Below are 20,483 nucleotides of genomic sequence, written 5' to 3'. Positions count from 1 at the left end.
ACGAATTTCCATTCTGTATGTGCACAGAATAATCAATTTGGGACTCAGTGAGAAGTCTCAGCACTGAGCCTTTGGTTATAAGATATGTTTTCAAGCTGGGCAGGAGCGAGAGCGCTGCGCTTCGAGAAACGACGTCGCTATTGCACCGATGCGAGGAAGTAACTCACAATTATCTCAAAGATAAAGCCAAGCCGTTGCCCCAACAGCAACAAAGCCATAAGTGATCGCTACAGGTAATCCAACTTTTACAAAGTCTGCCAATCTATACTGACCCGCAGTAAACACCATCAAGTTAGTTTGGTACCCATAAGGACTCACAAAACTAGCGCTCGCTCCAAAAGCGACAATCATAATGTACGCCATAGGGTCAATTCCGAGACCATTTGCCAATCCTATAGCAATGGGCAGCATCAGTGCAGCAGCTGCATTGTTTGTAACCAACTCGGTTAACACCCATGTACTGATGTAGACCAATACCAAAAGCATAAATGGGCTGAGAGTGTCCTGATAACCAATTATCCAAGACCCCAAAAGTTGGTCGACGCCAGTATTTGTAAAGGCAAAAGAAAGCGCTAGAGCAGAGGAAATGATTAGCCAAATTTGAACAGGTAGTCTTTGTAAAATCTCACTGGTGTTCAGCGTGTTTGTTAACAACAAACACCCTAGTAACACCAACATACCTGTAAACAAAGGCACAATACCTAGCGCTGACAAGCCTATCGCCAACCCAAAACCAACCACCGCTAACCATTCTCGGCTGCTAGATAAGGTTTTTTCAGTCTCTACACCGCTAAGTTCATAAAAGTTCTTGTTGATATTGTGTCGAGACTTGTAATCCTCACCTACGGCCAGAATCAAAAAGTCGCCCTGCTGTAGAGTAACATCACCCAATTTACCAGAAATGCGCTGGCCATCGCGCTTAATAGCAACCACTGCCGCGTCAAACAGAGCTCGAAAGCCTGCTCGCTTGAGTGTTTTACCCACCAAAGTGCTTTCTGGTCTCACGATTACTTCTGACAAATTGTTGAGAGGCAAACCATTTTCAGTCGCAAACATCGAAAGTCCGCTAAACTGCTTTAATAGTGTGACCTTTTTAATGTCACCACTAAAAAGCAAACGATCCCCCTCTTGCAGAACTTCTGTTGGCGCTACCGGAGATATAAGCTGTTTACCGCGAACCAACTCCACCAAAAAGAGCGATTCTAAGTTTCTCAATCCGTTCGCTTCTATTGATTGACCAAGCAGTGGGGAGTCTTCATCTACTTGAACGTCGATAAAATAGTCTGCAGCGCGAGCAGTATCTTGTACACGATGAGGCAACCACCTAGAAGTCACCATCAAGACTGCACCACAACTAATTAAAAGCAAACTACCGACTTTAGTAAACTCAAAAAAACCTAACGGCGAATAATTAGCCTCAACAACCATCGAATTTACAATCAGGTTTGTTGAAGTACCCACGAGGGTCAGCGTTCCCCCTAAAATAGCAGCATAGGACAACGGTATAAGCAATTTACTTGCAGCATGATGGCGGTTGTTACGAATAGGAGCGAGCATACTCGAAACAACCGCAGTGTTGTTCAAAAAAGCCGAGAACAGTGCGCTAAATGCAAACAGGTTTATCCACGAGCGCTTGTAACTTGGTTTCATGACAAACTTTGCAACCACTCGCAAGAACTTAGTTTTCTCTAAAGCAAGGGAGCAGACCATCAGCATTACTAGTGTGAGAACGCCTACATTGGCAAAGCTGTCCACTATTTGCTGAGTTGTGACCAGGCCCAATGTACTTAACATAATTAACAGAATGCCAAATACCCTTTCGGGCTTAGACTGAAAGTAGACAAGGCCAAAGATTGTCAGCGCAAACAATGTTAGAGAAATACTAGCCAATGTATTGACTCTCAACTGAATTCTTAAATTTCATATAAATAATCATACTAACTCACTTCTTGCGTCTCAATTGCAATAGCCCTTGAACGCGCTGACTGAGTTTTCTCTTACTGTCTGAGTTAGCCGTTGATGATGCTGTAAGCTCATTTACTTTTACAAGTTGCTTAATGTAGAAACTGAAGAAACGCTGATTGTGAGGCGAGTAATAGTGAGCGGCGCTAGAATACGACACTGACAAATTAAGCTCACCCTTAGTTTCATGGTAGCGAGCCAACTCAAACAATACCTTACCACGCTTGTCGGGCGAGATTGTAAACCGCCCTACGCTCTCTATGAGTTCCCTATCCATGATGTCAGAAATATCCCGCACTTTTGAAGTAACACCAAGAACCGCATAGAACGTTTCATTATCTAATGGGATGTTTGCATGCTTCGCCACTAAATCTCTTAGTTCTATCGACAAAGTACGATCGATTTCATTTAGATATTGCCAAACCTCTCCAAGCTCGCTTTGAGTGGCGTGCTGCTCCACAAAAGACTTTTGTTTGGCTTGAGAAAACTTGCCTAGAAGTGGTTGCAAACTACCAAAATCATACTTCTCAAGGAACCCCTGCAAGCTACTCATGCTTTCGCGATTCAACTTAGCAAACATTTCTGGCTCTATCAATGAATAACGCTGGCTACCCTTTGTATAACCTTGAAGTGCACTGTCGAGTCGATGAGAAAGCTTTTCCAATGGAAAATAGTTCGCGAGACGCTTAAATTCCAACGCGGGAAGAGTATAAGATGGATTGATACGGCTATCTTCGATTCTGTACTCAATTCCTAAACTAAACAGAAAATCGGCGACAATGCTTCCATTGTGGAAACACTCTTTATGATAGGGCCTAAGGACCATTTTTATAGGTTCATTAGCACACAGTATTTTGTCTAACGTATTCCAGAATTGATTAGGGGCCTTTTCAGGGGTTTTTAGCTTATGAAAATACCCATGACGCTTTACCCCCTGGTTATAGCTGGACTCCAGCATTTCAGTAGGGTTTCTAACGTATAAAAGAAACTCTGCATCTGGCAAGCGTTTTACAAGGTCTGGTATTAATCGAAAGAAAAACTCTGATGACAATAAAAGAGTATGTTCGTCCATCGACTCAAATTTTGAAATCAGATTATTGAACTTACTGTCATCCAGCACCCACTGTTTGTCTTTCTCTCTTAATAACAGTCCCATATGACCAGAACTGATGTCGTGCCCTGCCACAGAATGCTTAGGATAGTAAACGCCATGACTAGATAGGAGCTCACGGTTACTGTTCAACCATTTCTGCAAAGCGGAAGTCCCTGTTTTACCAGGTCCTGCGTGAATAATTATTTTTTTTAATTCCAACTGTTGTGACCAATTTATCTTTAGTTTATCTTGCAATATTCATGATACTGCTTACTTATCGTACAAGCTTGTGTGGTCTACCGAGAAGTCTTCTTTGCCCAATGTAAGCCATGGGTTATAGTGATGATCCGTTATAGAATCTAGCTTCCATGTAGTTTGCATATATGCGACTTCACTGAAAAACCTTTGTCGGTGATGTGGTGAGAAGTCATCTCCTCGACTAATAGATTCATGATGGTACGCTTCAATATATGGTGACCAAACGTTACTGTAACCAGCCTGCTGTACTTTAAGACAAAAGTCGACATCATTAAATGCAACTTTAAGATCTACCTCGTTAAAGCCACCAACTTGTTCAAAAACGTCCTTTCGCACTCCCAACAAAGCAGCCGTGACAGCTTGATAGTTTTGGACCAGCTTTAATCTATTTAAATATCCATCATCATCTCGTGCAAAGTGTTTATGGCTGTGCCCTGCACAACGACCTAAACCTAGAATTACTCCGGCATGCTGAATTGTATCATTTGGATAGTAAAGCTTCGCACCAACACACCCAACTGTATCTCGGCTAAGTTGGCGAACAAACTCATCTAACCAAAGGTTATCAATAAGCTCAATATCGTTATTCATAAACACGATCAGATCACCACGAGCATGTTCTACAGCAAAATTGTTTATAGCTGAATAGTTAAATTGTCGATTATATCGAAGCAGCCGCACAGTCTCATCACGCTCAAGACAATCAAAGTAATGTAAAGACTCATATTCATCTGATTGATTGTCGACCAGAATGATTTCCAGAGGTATTGACTTTTTGCAGCGGAGTATACTATCGATACACTGCTCCACCAGATTTTTACCATTCTTAGTTGGGATAATTACGGAAACAAGAGGAGGAATAGCTGGTGTAGGCCAAACAACCCTATTTGATCTAGGCACCATGCCATTAACTACTTTGACATTGGCTTTTCTGTCGATGTTATATGTACTATTTAGGTATCGCTCCAATGCGATTGCATCAGAATCAGCACTGTAGTTAGGTGTTTCGGAACTGTCACTATAGAGCATGTAAGGTACATGGATAGCGTTAACTTCTGAGTAAGTATTGGCAATAATGTGTAATACTCGTTGAAAATGAGAAGGTTTTACCAACCAAGTATGCAAATCACCAAACACAGAAGCACGATAAAGAACAAAAGCACCTAAGTAATACTGTGAATAAGCCAACTCCAAGTTCCAACCTGATCGAAGTATCGCTTTTCCCTTTCCACTTATGGTTTCCATACTATCTGAATATAGAACATTTGTGTCGTCAGAAGAAAAATGTAATAACGCACTCAGCGCCATAGAGTTCAACTGTTGTCCAGGATAAAGTTCGGCTACGAATGTGTAAGAACCCACTTCTAATTGCTCGAATAGCACTCTATCATCTTGAAACACCGATTTAATACGGCATTTTGCCTCTTCAACTTCACCTGTAACAAGCAACTGCCAGTCAGAGAAACTCTGACTACGAACTGAACGAACTGTGGAAATTAATACATCAATGTCATAGCCGCCCCTACTCAAGTCAAGTATAAGAAGCACCTTTTTATCTGAAGTTGCCGCGAATGAAGCTAGCTCTTGAAGTTGCTTTCGCTTAATAAGACCAAGCGTGACTTGTTCAGGCATCCTAGCTACCACTTTACTATACAACGCATTAGAGAAAGGCAATGACCAAAAAATCGCCTTGAGGGTTTTGATCACGCGCTATTAACCTTGTTCTTCTCTTCTTTGTGATATCAATGCTTTATACTCTTTAACCTTGCTCTTAATATAAACCCCACTTGGTCTTATTTTAGCTGCAAGTGTCATTAGTTTTAGGCTTAATGAGACATTTTTCTTTTCTAACTGCAAAGCGGCACTTCTTAAAATGTTCGCGTCACTGTCATTAGCAATATAAAATGGTAGTTTTTCAGCAGCACTTAAGAACGGATTAAAATCGGGTATTAACGAACTGATATCAATAACGTTATTAGAAATATTTTTATTCACATAACTAACAGTATTTTTTATAAATAGTAAAGAAGTGATATTAGTAAGGTGCTCAATCATAGTAGGGGTCTTCACATTCACACTGTTTTCAGTAGATATCATCGCAGGACCTATAACTGATTCTAGAGAAAAGCTTTTTGATTGAAAAGCATCCAACTCATTAAAAGAAAGGTTTTTATTAAATCCTTTTACTATTTTTCTATTCGCGTCTTCTATAATCAACTGGCTTGGACCATCTGACCATGTTTCAACACCAACACAAAGCCCCTGTTCATTGTGAACAAAAGTCTTCTTCGCAATACGGCTTGTAGATCTACTAAACTTTGAGTTTGATTTTTCTCCCGTTGGTTCAAGATTGATGGCGTAATAATTTGACGGGAACTGCTCTCTAACTTCAAACTCACTCCGTAGGATATAGTTACGTAGGTTAGCACCCAAACAGTACATGAAAGCATCATTCATATGCAAGCTGTCAGGCTGCAATACCCTTTCTTCAAATGTTGAAAACACTGAACTAGAAAGAGCTTTGTCAACATCAACTAAATAGTAGCCGTACTCATTTGCCAACTCTCTATGAACATTGTTGATCTGATCTACGACTATTTTTTCTGGAGAGCGACTAGAATATTGTTTAACCGGCAATAATAAAACGAAAACAGCCTTCCCCAGCCTATACAGTTCTTCATAGTAGAGCCTGATGGACTCTTTCATTCGAACGATACAATACCCTACGTTGCTTACATTATAGCTATCATTGACATTCGATTCTGTCACAACGACATCTACCTGTTGGATCAACGTATTGTTGCTGACTATTGCGTGTATATTTTGTAAACACGAAGATGCGCCTAATGCGAGTTGAATATCATCAATGTCACATAACCCTAAATTGAGTCCGGCCTTTATTATCGAATTAGAGCCTCCCAAGAGTAATATTTTTTTCATAGTACTATTTTTTCTTAGACGAAAACCAGGCTTATAAGCAGCTCTCAAGAATAGCGCTTCTTAGATGCTCAGACTTACCAATCAAGTATTTTCCTTTTGGATTAATTCTCTTTGCCAAATATATCATGCAATAGGCAGATTCAATATCACCCAGCTGCTCATATTTAGCTGCAAGTCGCCTTAGTATAGGCACATCGTTTATATTTTTTACACCTACACTACGTGCTGCAGCGAAGCTAGAGTTTTGAGCCAGAACAATATCGTGAACAAGTAATGTATCTAATTGCTCATTTCGATTTGATTCTTGCTTCATAAAACTCTTTATAAAGACATCGTCTCCATATTTCACGATTCCCACAATAGCTTTAAGCATCTTGTTTCGAAGAGGAACATTAGTATGAGATTCATCATCAGACAAATCCAACCCTAACCGAGTAATCTCTTCCAACTGATGTTTGCTCAACGTGTTAGATTTTAGATAGTGAAGAATAATGACCAAGGTATAGTAATTGAAGTTTTCTTGATCAGATATTAAGTCTTCAATGAATGACTTAGGTACACTAATATCAATATCTGTTTTACATATCAGCAACTTTAGTATTGACTTCTGTTGCCATGTCAACTGCGAGTAGTGCCCAAGCATAACGCGCACACGATTTCCTACACCGTTTCCGGAAATTAGTGCTTCGATCTCATCCCGATGATCGCCAAGATTCACACTTGAAAAAGAGTCAGATTGAAACGTAGATCGTGTAAATAAAGCTCCAATAGAGTGTGTTTTCAATAGCGGTTCCACAACGGAGTGGCACGTGTTTTTTCGATGCATAACCTCGCTATTTGGTAAACTTGAAAATTCATTTGCTGACAAATAGTCAGAGCGCTCCAGCCCACCATAGATAAGCAGTTTAGAAGCCTCAGATCGAAAAAGCTTATCACGTATCTCGCCATAGCGTACAGTATGCTTGTCTATCTCTTCGAGAAGGTTTTTTCTCTCTCCGAATGGAGGGCATGTAGGCGAAAATGCAAAAATTTCGTCCACACCTTTCAATAAGGAGCCATACAGTAATGCTGCGTACCCTCCCATTGAACAACCGAAGCAAATAACCTTCGTTGATTCGGCTCGATGCTGATGAAGCAAACCATCTATATGCTCAATGGTTGACTCCAATGTTAAAGATGGCAATCCAAAGTGATAGTAGGAGGTGTCTGGACAATTGACTAAAATAACATTGCATTTTAAATCGTTTAGTACTTTGTAGTACTGAAATTTGCCCCTAGGCGTTGAGGAGGAAAAGGCAATGACTATTTTTTCGGGAAAGCCTTTATCTAGAAATTGACAATAGTCTTCAACGATAGACATTTTACTTCTGCTCATTCGTAGAAAGTTCTCGTATTTTTTGAGCAACCGCCGGTGAATTTGGTCTGATTTTCTTAACTACCTTAAGCAGAGTTAACGCGGCTAGATTATGAGTTCCTATTAGGGAAAAGCCAACATCTCGGATTTGATTGGTATAGGCTTCTATGCTTTTCATTTTGCTTGTGTATGACTCTTTAGCGTAGTCATTAACCATTACATCATTATTTGCATTGCCTATTTTTTTAAGCTGTCTCTCTCCTAACTGATTTAGTTCTATGCCTAGCTTATTGCATATTGCACTAACGTAGTCGCGATTAAGCATGCACTCTTCATACACTAAGTACTCTAGAGGAGTTTCGTCCCACGCTCGTAAGGCGCGATCCCAAATGCTCTTTTCTTTTGCTATAGAAATGACAAATTCATCAAGTTTCGATGAGTCTAGTCGCACCGCATCATTATAATTTCTATTCGAATCAGTGGAGTTACCTGGCACATAGTCAGCACTCGCATCAACCAGATGGTTCTTCCCTGTTTGAACAGCCATGTAACGTGATACCGCTTGAGACACACTATCTAGGCGATCCACTCGAACGAATTTAGCCCCTTGAAACAGTTTTTTACAGTGTGGTAAATAGCCCTCAACTTGCTCTTCTTCTGAACAAAATCCGATTGCCGCTAGGTTACTTTCTATATGCTCAAGCTGGTCGGCCATTACCTTTATAGTGGCAACTCCGTTATCAGTAGAGGCACGATTAAGAATTCCTTTGAAATTCCTAATGGGATCATCCAACTGATGTTTAGTCCAGGGAATAAAATACTCTTCTGGTAGACCAAGAACTTTACTACTTCTAAAGTCATCAACAATCATTGTTGAACCGCAACGCTGAGTTGCACATAAAATTATTATTTGTTTCATTTAATATTTGCCTTTGCAAAGCCTGAGATTTTAGCGCTGTTTGAGGCCATGCGGCGCTCTATCATTTCGTCAGTAAGGTCATTTTCAGTTCCCCAAAAACGATCTCCTTCGTTTAAATTGGATATAGTCTGAGACGTTTGTGATGACTCAACCATGGTGTAGCCAAATACATCCCTAAAAAACTCAGCCTCTTCAAATGCGCGCTTTTCTACGTTCCCTTCATCAAAGTCATGAGAATGAAACACAGCCCCCTGCTTACAATACACTTTTTGATAGCCTGCATGAATGATGTCGTTAGCCCAAGCCTGGTCTTCACCAAACTTTATTTCAGGATAGGGAATTTTCTCCCAAACACTGCGTCGCATAATAGAGTTGTTATCACTGTAGAAGTGTAAAAACTGTCTCCAGCCCAACTCACCGCTTTTCCAACGCGCTTTGTCTGTTTCTTTGGAAACACAATAAGGGTAGGCTTCAAAGCCTTCAAAATGCCCTTTGAGATCTCGCTTGGTGTACGGATCCGCATCAGGCCAAGCAAAATGCTTACCGAAGGCACCCGCAGCATTTGGATAGTGCTCTAGCGCTGTCACCATGTTGTACAGCCAATATTCATCTACAGGCAACGCATCTTGCGTTAGCACCGCAACATACTCACCTTTAGAGAGGCTTATCGCGAGATTACGCGTACGACCATGTTGAAACTCACTGTTGGGTATGGTGTGAAGTTTGATATCTGATTGAGATTGCACAAACTCGACAGTGCCATCGGTTGAGCCACTGTCTACAACCAAAACTTCAAAAGGCCAAGGCGCCTGCTGCTGTTGCAACCTCTTGATGACACGCTTGAAGACCTCACCTGCATTCCATGTAGGAATGATGACCGATGCCTTAACGGCTTTCTCAGGCATGGAATCTAACTTTTTAAAGCCAAGCTCTAATAAACGCTCAAATAACGCACTCTCTACCGCTTTTGCTGCGTCTTGCCAGGTAAACTGACTTACCCACTCATAGGCTAGCTTCGCTTGTGTTTCTCGTTTCGACTTATCTTGTACCAACTTAGCTAAATCTTGGGCCATAAGCCTTGGCTCACTGTTGAGCAGGGTAACCACACCCTCAGGGAAAATAGCTCGGGTGCTTTCTACGTCTAACTCTGCGACAGGCAGTCCACACGCCATCATTTCTTGAGGGATCAACGAATAGTTTGTTGCAGAGAACACTACGCCAATATCACATTGCTGATAAATTTTTGCCAGTTCATCGGTACTGCATATTCCATGATCAATGCAGTCAAATGGAGCACGGTTAAAAGGCAGTGGGGCACCAAAGCAATGAACTTCAATATTGAGGCCCTGCTGCGCCAACGCCTCTAACGCCAAAAACCCTAGCTCTACCGCGCGGCGAGGAGTGAAGTGGCGAGCATAAAACGCGATTTTTACCACATCACCATTGTCGGGTCTCTGTTTGGGCAAAGAGTAGGTATCGAAATCTACTGACAACCAAAACTCTCTAGCCCAACGGCCATATTTGGTTTCCATTAACTGCTTTAACCAAGGGCTTGCACAGATGCAGTCTAGATCGTGAGCGTAGGTATTTTGCGCGGCAATGGCATAGCTACCTTGACCATAAAATTGAGGCTCGTGATCTTGCACAAAGTAAAAACGACGCTTGAAATTGCTTACTGCATTAACAAAACTCACACTGCCCCAGTCTGTTGCAAAAATCACATCTCCGTGCGTTTTGCTAAAAGATGGATCAGTGACAAACTTCACCTGAGCCTTTAGCAGCTGGAAGTGTTGAATAATGTCTTGATAGGCCTCTTCACTGGAGTGGTGTAGACTTGGCGCATACACCCAAATGGTATTGCTGTGACCAAAAATCTCTAGAAAACGTATGGTTCTAAAAATGGTCATGTGCCCGCCAGCACCTGGGGCAAAGTCTGGCATCACCCAATGAATGTCGAGTTTGCCAGAATAGCTATCGCTGCTGGGTGCTAAATCGACCTGTATATTATCAATTAGCGCTCTTAAGTTAGGGTCTTGGGTAAGCTTTGCATCGGCATCGAACTTTAACTTGCCTCCGCTAGAGACAACAGCGTCATTTAACCCTTTAATGGCTAGCCCTGCTTTCTTACCCTTAGTTAGGTAATGAGCTAATGGCTCTTGCTCTTTGTCTAAGTCCGCTAGGTGTTGCTCTGCGTAATATGGGCCATCAAAACGCGGGGAAGGAGAATGCCCTAACTTCCAGCCTTTAGTGGCATAGAAAAGCAGCGGTGACTCGTCACCTAACTCTTCAGCATATTGTTTTCGATACCACTTAATGTCGAAATATGGATTAGGGTTTCTTGACTCACCCTCACCAAAATATACAAAATGCTCTAGTGAGTTAACGCCAGAATCGCGCAGATCTTCATGAGTTATCTCATACCAATCAGCTAAAAATAATCCTGTTCTACGAACTTCATTAAGCTCATCAGGAAGGTGCACCTTTTGCCCCACTACTTGCCGGCCTTCACGTCTACCATAAAGCATGTAGTGCGACAGCGGCTCAAAACCGGCCTTGAGTACGTCAGCATTACCAAATTGGTACTGTTTGGGATCAAATCTTAATGACGGAACTAAAGACTTTCTATTCCAATATTTCATGTAGTACAAAAGCTGACACTGTTTTGTAATGCCATATTGCTGAATGAACCACTCCGAATCAAAAAAAGCATTGGGATCGCGCCCTTCTTTCCAGCCGTAAAAGTAGTAGTGTTCTACAGCATCCACACTGCTTCCAGTTAGGTCCGAATAGCGGTCTAAGTACCATTGAGAATCGACCAAGCCAGATTGGCGTAGTCTTTGAATGTTTTTGTTGTCGATTGATTTACTGAGTACGGGTCTGATCATCTGTATTACTTTGGGTCTCTTCAGCCATCAATATTGAATGACCAATCTTATCTATAAGTTGAATGTCCTTGGCATATTTTTGTGCCACGAAACTGTAAGTTTCCTTGTCATAAATCGCTTCATTAGTGAGGCATTTTCCATTACTTTTCAATAAAACAAGTCAAAAGTCATGGTATCCAAATAATAATTAATCACTAACGAAGCAATGGCACTAACCACAAGGACAATGAAATCTACTTAGTCATGTTTTCGGTATATTTCAGTTCGTGTTTCTTTTAAAATATATTTATAGAGTTCAATTTGAAAGTCTTCATCCATATCTACCCCACAGCAGACCAAGTCAATAATAGGTTCTTTATTCATCATTCCATACTCTCAGTAATAATACCGTAAATTTCTTCAATAAATACAGAATTAAACTTAAACTTACTTGAAGGAAGATCATATTCATACTTAACTTCCTCACTATAATCATGGAATTTAATGTATTTATTCTTCAATTCTTCTTGAAAATGATTAACTATAAAAATATTATCCAACCTGAACTTCGTATAGGAAGAAAACTCAATATTATCAACAACTAGATCAATAAAACCTGGCGTATTTGAGATATAGTTGAATAATGACTCTCTTAACTCAACATCTACAGTCCCGTCTCTTTTAAATTTTTCTACATTTAATTGCCTTAGTAACTCTATTATCAGATAGTTGGCAGAGACATTCACCTTCAAATTTTCAATACTAATATCTATGCCTAAGCACTTATAGAAGTCATCAATTAGGTTCCTGTTTTTTTGTAAAATAAGTACATTCAAATTACTTTCACCAAAACAACTTGAATACCTATCGAGTATTGATTTATCATTTAAAACCTCACTCATAAATGGTCTAGAAAGGTGTTCGCACATAAACTCACTAAACAAATCCATACCACCGTGCTTGATACTCTCTTGCCAAGATGAGACGAGTTTCTCAGCGGTGTTCCTATATACATAAATAACCTTCACTTGATCATAGTTGAGGTTTTCTTTCAGGAACTCTACTTGTTTTGTATTAAGCAAATCAAAATTCTCCGAAGAAATCACTACTGAGCTATCTATTGAGTTTATATCTTCAATTATTAGTTTTGCTTTAGTAAAATTATCATTTAATAAGGCCTCAGCAAGCTTGTGATGTCCCATATAGTGAAAACCAATCTCTGGGTATACAATTCCATGATTATTTAGTTCATATCTATTGTCGATGAGAGAGCGCTGTATCGATGTAGATCCCGTCTTGTGAGGCCCTATATGTAAAAATAATTTTTTCATAATTTAACACTATTTAGTTGAATAAATAAAAATACTTGAAAATATGTCTTTCATTACCTTTTTACCATGCTCTGTAGAATACTTCGAATCAACTAATACTTGGCTGTTTTCCGCAAACTTGCTCCATAGTATTTCATCATCGTAGAGCTTAATTATAGCGTCTATCCATGCTTGCGGTTTTTGCGCGATCAAAGTACTTATGCCATGTGAAAGACCCGTACCCTCTGCTGCTACCTCAGTAAGTACAGTAGGTAAATTATAGGCCATAGATTCTAGTACTTTGCCTTTGATACCCGCACCAGAAAGCAGCGGAGCGACAAATACGCGGTGATCATGATATACGCCATCTAAGGATTCAGCAAAGCCGACCATTTTAATATTATCTGTCTCCATCGCCTTAATGTGTTTTGGCATGTTGCTGCCATATACGTATAAAGTGATTTCGGGTCTATGTTTTGCTAGAAGTGGCATAATGTCATTAACCAAATACTCAACCGCCTCTCCATTTGGAGTGTGGTTAAACCCACCTAAAAAAGCAATGCCCTGTCTTTCGCTAAAGCTTGGTCCTTTTGGTTTTGGCTCAAGTACCCAAGGGGTTATGTGCAGCTTTTCTGCTTCTAGAATATGGCTAGTGATTACCGCGTGTTCGGTACTGTTATAGCACAAAACTGCGTCCGCTTTTCTGCAGACTTCAAGCTCTTGAGTTCGCGTATTAAGGGCGTTATTCAATGCTTCTTGGTCGGTTTCGTCCTGCAGGGCTGCACGCATTTCTCTTAGGAAGTGTAGGTCCGCATTGTTAAACACCACTTTTGCTTTGGAGTTAGACTGAATGTAGTCAATGTAATCTTTAGCGATGCTGTAGCGAGTAATATAGACTGCGTCAAACTCGTCTAGGCGAGTTTCAAGTACGTGGTTTACGCTGTAATAGAAGGGGGCGTAGAGCACTTCGATTCCCATGCGTTGCAGCTCTGTGGTGTATTTACCAAAGTGAGCAAGGTTTGCTGGTACAAAGGTTACTTTAAAGCCTAGAGATTGAATGAGTTTCATCTCTTGTATTGCTGCGTAGCTTCCTGCATCTTTGTTTGGCATAGGGGACGCATAATCGATCACTAAAACCCGTTGGTCGATGTTACGGTCTTTTTCAAAGCGCAGGTTTTCAAAGCTTGCCGTACCGTTGTTACGGTATTGCTTAAACCACTTTTGACGGAAGGTGCTTTCGTTCACCACTTGATAGCGCTTCAATCCTTTGGTGACATCTGTACCATGGCTTTGGCCTTCAAAGTGCACAACAACCGAGTGTGGAATGTAAACCGTTTTGTAACCCGCATCTCGCACTTTAAATGCTAAATCTGTATCTTCGTAGTAGCAAGGGACCAGCTCCTCACTAAACTGACCTACCTCTTTCCAAATGTCGCTTCGAATACACATGGCCGCGCCTGTTAAGTAGTCCACTTCACGAGCGTAGTTATATTCTGGGGTAAGTGGGTTTAGGTTTCGCCCAACGTTCCATGGTTGACCATTTTCCCACACAATGCCTCCCGCTTCTTGCATTGTGCCGTCTAGATTAAGTAGCTTTGATCCCGTCATGCCAATGGACGTGTCTTGCTTCATTTTGGTAATTAACTCGTCTAACCAAAATGACGTAACTTCGGTGTCATTGTTCAAAAATACAATGTAATCGCCTTTGGCAATCTCAGTTGCTCGATTGCAACTGCGCAAAAAGCGTAGGTTCTCAGGGTTACGCGATACCACTAAGTTATCAATGATCGATTCCGCTTCAGAGGTCTCGTCTGTTGAGCAATCATCTGCCAAGATCACTTCATAGCTGGTTTTATTGAAGGCCAGTGCTATTGAGGCTATACAGTGGTAGGTAAGCTCAAACTTGTTGTAGGCAGGAACGATAATAGATACTTCTGGCTTGTCATGTTTTGGTAATGCAAATTTAGGGAACTTGCCTCTTCCCTCAAAGCCTTCCACTACAACACTATGTGCCGTAAGTAAGTTTTTCGTTTCAATCTGCGAAGCGTCTTTAGCAATTGCTTCCAGTTGATAGTGCAGTGATTCGTAGCGACTGTCAGCTTGAGCTGACTTAGATAAGAAACCTGGTTTATTGTAGCTTTCTTTCACATATTGCCACGGCGTTTGTATTGCATGACAAGTGATGGTCTGCATGCCAATGATATTTGCAATGCCAGACATGCCAATTTTGTACAGGCGCGCTTTTCCATCTTGAAACTTATGAGGCAGAGGCTGCTGGATCTCTACCTTAGTTTCATTGCTGTCAATCATCAAGCTGTGAACAAGCTCATCTTCATGAAATAGGTTAATTTGCTTCTTACCCAGTGGTTGACGCGACTCTATTTTAGTCACTACATGTCCGTGCATTTCACCTATTATTGTTGCGTAAAAACGTTGTGATAACAGGGGGACTTGTTTGGATTCTGCATTAATCTGTTGCCCTGTTTTGTCGTCTACAATGTTGAGCGTAAGTTGCTTTGTACCTACTGGCCATTGATCGTCTACGTCAATTTCGAATCCATAACAGGCCTCTCCGAGCTCTTCGTTACTAAGATCCGGGCGCGGGATTGACGCTCGCCCAAAACCGAGCACTTTCTCATCACACACCACTTGAATATCCAAAGTGCGCGATAAATCGCTGTGGTCGAGCGCCCACCCGCTCACTATCCCGTTCTCAAAGGCATCAATGGCACCATTTAGGTTAGCTTGGATAGGTTCACTACTTTGTATATTTTCTATAAGTTGTTCTGTTTTCTCGTTCATTAGTGATTGACTCAATCTAGATTCAACGTTAAGGCGGATTAATGGCTCGGTGTTCGACTTGCGTAAGTTGAAGCGCCAGTCGCTAAAGCTCACGCCAAGACCATCTGTTTTGTCAATGGTACTGCCTGGTAAGCTGCCATACAGTGCTTCAATGGTGGTGATAACTTTATCTGGGTCACTCACCGTCATGTTGATTTCACCCGAGCTCGGATATAGCGCAATGCGCTCTTCCACAAGCTGCGATAACTGCTGTTGTTTGGTGCAAAGAAGCTCAGCAACCAATAACCACGGGATCATGCCACTGTCGCAGTAAAAGAAATCTCGGAAATAGTGATGTGCACTCATTTCGCCGCCATAAACGGCATCTTCTAGTCGCATTCGCTCTTTGATAAATGCGTGTCCGGTTTTGCTCATTACCGGGTCGCCACCACATTGTGTGATGATGTCTTCCGTATTCCAATAAACTCGAGGGTCATAAATGATGGTTTGCTGGTTATCTTGTTTTAGGAATGCTTCAGCGAGCAAACCTACTATGTAATAACCCTCAATAAACTCTCCATTCTCATCAAACAGAAAGCAGCGGTCAAAATCCCCATCCCAAGCGATCCCCATGTCGGCTTGATGCTCAATTACAGCGTTTGCTGTATCTGTTCTATTTTCTGGCAGTAGAGGGTTTGGTATACCATTTGGAAAACTTGAGTCTGGCTCATGGTGCACCTTTACAAACTCTATTGGGACACCACTTTGACTGAATTTATCTTCGATCGCGTCTATAACATGCCCAGCAGCACCATTGCCGGAGTTAACAACCAATTTAAGTGGCTTGATGTTTAATAGTTCGATGTAACCCAGTAGGTGATCAATATAGTGCTCAAGATTGGAGAGTTTCTTGTAATTTCCAACAGTATCTACGTCTTCAAAGGTACTGGATTGAGCAATTTCTTTTATTTCATTCAGTCCAGTATCTCCGCTTATCGGTTTTGAATTTTCGCGTACCAGCTTCATCCCATTGTAATTAATAGGGTTGTGAGATGCAGTAACTACAATTCCACCATCCATTTTTAGATTTGACGTTGCAAAGTAAATTTCTTCGGTTCCCACTAGGCCAATATCAACAACATCACAACCGGCATCTTGAATTCCCTTAGCTAAAGCGAGTTTGAGTGGTTCGCTGGTTTCTCTTGCATCACCACCTACTACAATTTTTTTTGCGTCTAGGTACTGTGCAAATGCGCGGCCAATCCGATAGGCAATATCTTCGTTTAGTTGCTCGCCAAGTTTTCCACGTATGTCATATGCTTTAAAACATGTTAACTCAGTACTCATTTAAATTTATCCTGTTCAAATCCATAGCGATCCTCAAGTCGCTCTATATCATCCTGGCCAATGTACGCACCCGTTTGCACTTCTATCATCACTACCGGAATGCTTCCTGGGTTGCCAATTCGGTGAGCCGCTCCAATTGGAATATAAGTTGACTGGTTTTCTGTTACTAATCGTTTTTCGCCATCGCAAATAACCTCTGCTGTTCCTGAAACTACCACCCAATGTTCTGATCTGTGGTAGTGTTTTTGCAATGACAAACTGTGGTGAGGTTTAATAGTCACCTGTTTGGACTTGTAACGGCCGCCTCGCTGCAGCAAGTCAATGTGACCCCAAGGGCGGTAGACTCTATTGTGTTCGATGGCCTCTCTACGATTTTCTTCTCTTAGTTCATCAACAATTTTCTTAATGTCTTGAACACGAGATTGATCTGCAACGACGACGGCATCACTGGTTTCAACAATGACTAGGTTGTCAACACCGATAGCGGCCACCAATTTTCCCCTAGCATCAATAAGACTATTATGAACATCAATGGTTTTTACATCACCTCGAATGCTACATCCAGCTTCATCTTTCTCGGCAACATCCCAAATAGATGACCATGATCCCACATCGCTCCACCCAGCATCAAGTGGAACCATAGCAGCAAGGTCTGTTTGCTCCATAATGGCATAATCTATTGAATTATCCGGACTTTGCATAAACGCTTCATTGTCAAGGCGAGTAAAATCCGTTTCCTTTGTTGCACCAGAAACCGCTTTTTGGCATGCCTGGTAAATAGCTGGGTTAAAGCGTTCAAGCTCACTTAGGTAAAGACTCGCTTTGACCATAAACATCCCGCTATTCCAATAATATTGATTAGACTCAAAATAGGCCTGTGCGGTAATTAGGTCTGGCTTTTCAACAAATTGCTCTACGTGATAACTCTTCCCATAACTTAATGCCTCACCCGTTTTTATGTACCCATATCCTGTTTCAGGTTTGGTTGGCACAATTCCAAAGGTCACTATATTGCCTTGTTGCGCACACTCTAATGCATTGGCAATACTATTTTGAAAAGCTTGAACATCTTGAATAACATGATCCGCCGCGAGAACTAATAGGTACGGATCTTGTCCAGACTCCAGTGCAGTAAAGGCCGCTAAAGCTATGGCTGGGGCTGTGTTGCGGCCTTGTGGTTCGAGAATAATCTCACCACCAAGCTTCCCTAGTTCATCCAATTGCTCCGCTACAACAAATCGATGACCTTCATTACAAATTATCGTTGGATCTAGCGCCTCAATACCTTCTAATCTCAATACGGTGTCTTGCAACATAGTATTGTCACTCACCAAAGACAAAAATTGCTTTGGGTGTTTTTTTCTTGAGAGCGGCCACAAACGAGAGCCGCTGCCTCCTGACATTATTACTGGGAGAATCATTGTAGTCCCTTATCTCATTTTTAGTTTTGGTTTTACGGTAGTAGCGGTTTCCACCACGATTCGTTATCTAAGTACCATTCCACTGTTTTAGCAATCCCTGTTTCAAAGCTTTCCGCGGGGCAATACCCCAATTCCTTATTGGTCTTCGTAGCGTCAATTGCGTAACGACGATCATGACCTGCTCGGTCAGTTACAAAAGTAATCAGTTCTTCTGATCTCCCTTCGATCGCTGATTTCGCTTGCGAAAATCGAGATATGAGCGTTGAGTCATTGGCAAATGCTTCATTCATCAACTTACAGACCACTTTTACAATATCGATGTTGGCCCACTCATTGTGACCACCAATGTTGTAATTTTCACCCAAACGGCCTTTATTTAACACTAAGTCAATTCCACGCGCGTGGTCGGTAACAAAAAGCCAATCACGAATCTGCTGCCCATCGCCGTATATTGGCAGCGACTTATTATGCAAAATGTTGGTGATAATCAACGGGATCAACTTTTCTGGAAAATGATAAGGCCCATAATTGTTTGAACAGTTAGAGGTCGTGACTTCCAGTCCGTAAGTATGATGGTAAGCACGTACCAAATGATCTGACGCCGCTTTAGAAGCAGAGTATGGAGAGTTCGGTGCATACGCTGTCTCTTCAGTGAAGGCCGGATCATTTGGCTCAAGTGTTCCGTAGACTTCATCTGTAGAAACATGGTGAAAGCGATGAGGTAAAGGAGCATTACCGCACTGCTTTGGTTCGTCTAACCATACTTTTTTCGCTGCTTTCAAAAGGCTGTATGTGCCCAAAATATTAGTTTCAATAAATGCATCAGGACCAGTAATAGATCGATCAACATGAGACTCCGCAGCAAAGTGGACTATGGTATCTAGATTATGAGACTTAAGCAGCCCTTCGACTAATGAAGTGTCACAAATATCGCCGTGTGCAAACACAAAATTGGGGTTATTTTGAACTGCGTCCAAATTAGCCTTGTTTCCTGCATAAGTTAGGGCATCTAAAACCACAACTGTATCGTTAGGGTAAGTTTTTAACCAATAGTGGACATAATTAGCACCAATAAAGCCAGCGCCACCAGTTACCAGTAATCGGCGGGGTGACTTCGAGTTTGTTTGAATCGTCATGACGTTTTCTTTAATGAGTTTGAATAATTGACTACTTAAAAATCTTATGGAAATACCACAATCAAGCAGCAGAACTTTGCAAATCTGTTGAGTATTAAGTTGCAGTAGTTAAGAGTTTGCCGATTTTAGTTCATCGAGCATGTTTGAAAGCTGAGTTCTCCAATGCACCGTCTCACAATTGCTGGATTGCTCAGCGGAGAATTTATCAATTACGCTGAATGAAGGCCTTTGCGCTGGAGTTGGGTAATTGCTTGCCGGTATTGGACGAATAGAAATGCGTGTATCCAGCAAGCCTTTTTCCAATCCTAGTTCTTGAATAGCCACTGCGAAGTCATACCAAGAAGCGATACCCGCGTCGGTCCAATGTAGGATTTGGGAAGCTGAGGGCGGGGACGCTTCGCTTCGGGGTGCGATCGGTGCTTCACCTTTCACGCTAACTGGTACTGACTGTTGTTCAATAAGCTTCCAGATCATTTGGGCTAGGCCTTTGGCCCAGGTAGGGGTGCCTACTTGGTCGTACACAATACCAAGCTGCTCTTTTTCTGCCATTAGGCGCAGCATGGTTTTGACGAAGTTATTACCATGAACCGAGTACACCCAAGCGGTTCGGATAATAGTGACGTGCTCGCCTAGAATCTCGCTAACCTTGATGTCACCTTGCAATTTTGAATCGCCATACGCATTAATGGGATTAGGCGTATCATCGGTTTGGTATGGTGTAGTCTTAGTGCCGTCGAACACAAAATCTGTCGAGACATGGATCATCTTAGCACCTATGCTTTCGCATGCTTTTGCTAGGTACTCACTGCCTTTCTCATTCACTGCATAAGCAGTTTCTTTGTCCGTTTCGGCTTTATCAACTGCGGTATAAGCAGCGGCATTAATCACTATGTCGGGGGATTTTGCCACCAAAACCTGATTGACTTGATCGGCGTTTGTAATGTCTAACTCGTCTACCCCAAGGCTTGTTGCTTTAATATGGCTTGGGAGGGTTTGCTCCAGCTCCCACGCTAGTTGCCCGCCTTTCCCTGTAATTAGTACTTTCATTAACTTGTTTCTCTGATCTTTAAGTATTTAGTGGATGCTACGTAAGCTAGA

At 41.7% G+C, this 20,483-nt stretch carries 11 protein-coding genes and 2 pseudogenes; all 13 read right to left on the bottom strand.

Going from position 1 to position 20,483, the window contains the following annotated elements; genetic code table 11:
* Positions 1-174: 174 nt before the first annotated feature.
* A complete protein-coding gene (locus tag ST37_RS04230) occupies positions 175-1,794 on the bottom strand; it encodes an SLC13 family permease (RefSeq protein ID WP_172400927.1) in 1,620 nt (539 codons plus the stop codon).
* A 148-nt stretch (positions 1,795-1,942) separates the two neighbouring features.
* A complete protein-coding gene (locus ST37_RS04225) occupies positions 1,943-3,217 on the bottom strand; it encodes a hypothetical protein (protein ID WP_143698122.1) in 1,275 nt (424 codons plus the stop codon).
* 108 nt (positions 3,218-3,325) lie between these two features.
* Positions 3,326-5,020, bottom strand: coding sequence for a glycosyltransferase family 2 protein (locus ST37_RS04220; protein ID WP_143698121.1), 1,695 nt, complete (start codon positions 5,018-5,020; stop codon positions 3,326-3,328).
* A 6-nt stretch (positions 5,021-5,026) separates the two neighbouring features.
* Positions 5,027-6,253 (bottom strand): SGNH/GDSL hydrolase family protein, encoded by a 1,227-nt coding sequence (locus ST37_RS04215; protein WP_084884059.1) that lies wholly within the window; start codon positions 6,251-6,253, stop codon positions 5,027-5,029.
* 31 nt (positions 6,254-6,284) lie between these two features.
* Positions 6,285-7,613, bottom strand: a complete 1,329-nt coding sequence (locus ST37_RS04210) for a hypothetical protein (protein WP_084884057.1) — start codon at positions 7,611-7,613, stop codon at positions 6,285-6,287.
* 1 nt (position 7,614) lies between these two features.
* On the bottom strand, positions 7,615-8,526 hold the full coding sequence (locus ST37_RS04205) for a Stf0 family sulfotransferase (protein WP_084884055.1): 912 nt from the start codon (positions 8,524-8,526) through the stop codon (positions 7,615-7,617).
* Entirely contained in the window at positions 8,523-11,411 is a 2,889-nt protein-coding gene (locus ST37_RS04200; RefSeq protein ID WP_084884053.1) for a glycosyltransferase, read from the bottom strand. The genes ST37_RS04205 and ST37_RS04200 overlap by 4 nt, the downstream gene beginning before the upstream one ends.
* A 362-nt stretch (positions 11,412-11,773) precedes the next feature.
* Positions 11,774-12,721 (bottom strand): hypothetical protein, encoded by a 948-nt coding sequence (locus tag ST37_RS04195; protein ID WP_084884052.1) that lies wholly within the window; start codon positions 12,719-12,721, stop codon positions 11,774-11,776.
* A 9-nt stretch (positions 12,722-12,730) separates the two neighbouring features.
* Positions 12,731-14,626: pseudogene (locus tag ST37_RS20205) on the bottom strand (glycosyltransferase); the annotation flags it as partial.
* 846 nt (positions 14,627-15,472) lie between these two features.
* A pseudogene (locus ST37_RS20200) lies at positions 15,473-16,828 on the bottom strand (phosphomannomutase CpsG); the annotation flags it as partial.
* Entirely contained in the window at positions 16,825-18,249 is a 1,425-nt protein-coding gene (locus ST37_RS04185) for a mannose-1-phosphate guanylyltransferase/mannose-6-phosphate isomerase (RefSeq protein ID WP_084884050.1), read from the bottom strand. The gene ST37_RS04185 and the pseudogene ST37_RS20200, both read right to left, overlap by 4 nt.
* Positions 18,250-18,281: 32 nt before the next feature.
* A complete protein-coding gene (gene rfbB / locus ST37_RS04180; RefSeq protein ID WP_084884049.1) occupies positions 18,282-19,385 on the bottom strand; it encodes a dTDP-glucose 4,6-dehydratase in 1,104 nt (367 codons plus the stop codon).
* A 108-nt stretch (positions 19,386-19,493) separates the two neighbouring features.
* Positions 19,494-20,432, bottom strand: coding sequence for a dTDP-4-dehydrorhamnose reductase (rfbD, locus tag ST37_RS04175; RefSeq protein WP_084884047.1), 939 nt, complete (start codon positions 20,430-20,432; stop codon positions 19,494-19,496).
* Positions 20,433-20,483 lie beyond the last annotated feature (51 nt).

Source organism: Vibrio sp. qd031 (assembly GCF_002100145.1).
Lineage (GTDB): Bacteria > Pseudomonadota > Gammaproteobacteria > Enterobacterales > Vibrionaceae > Vibrio.
The sequence above is the reverse complement of the archived record's forward strand: the minus strand, read 5'-3'. Positions and strand labels throughout refer to the sequence as shown.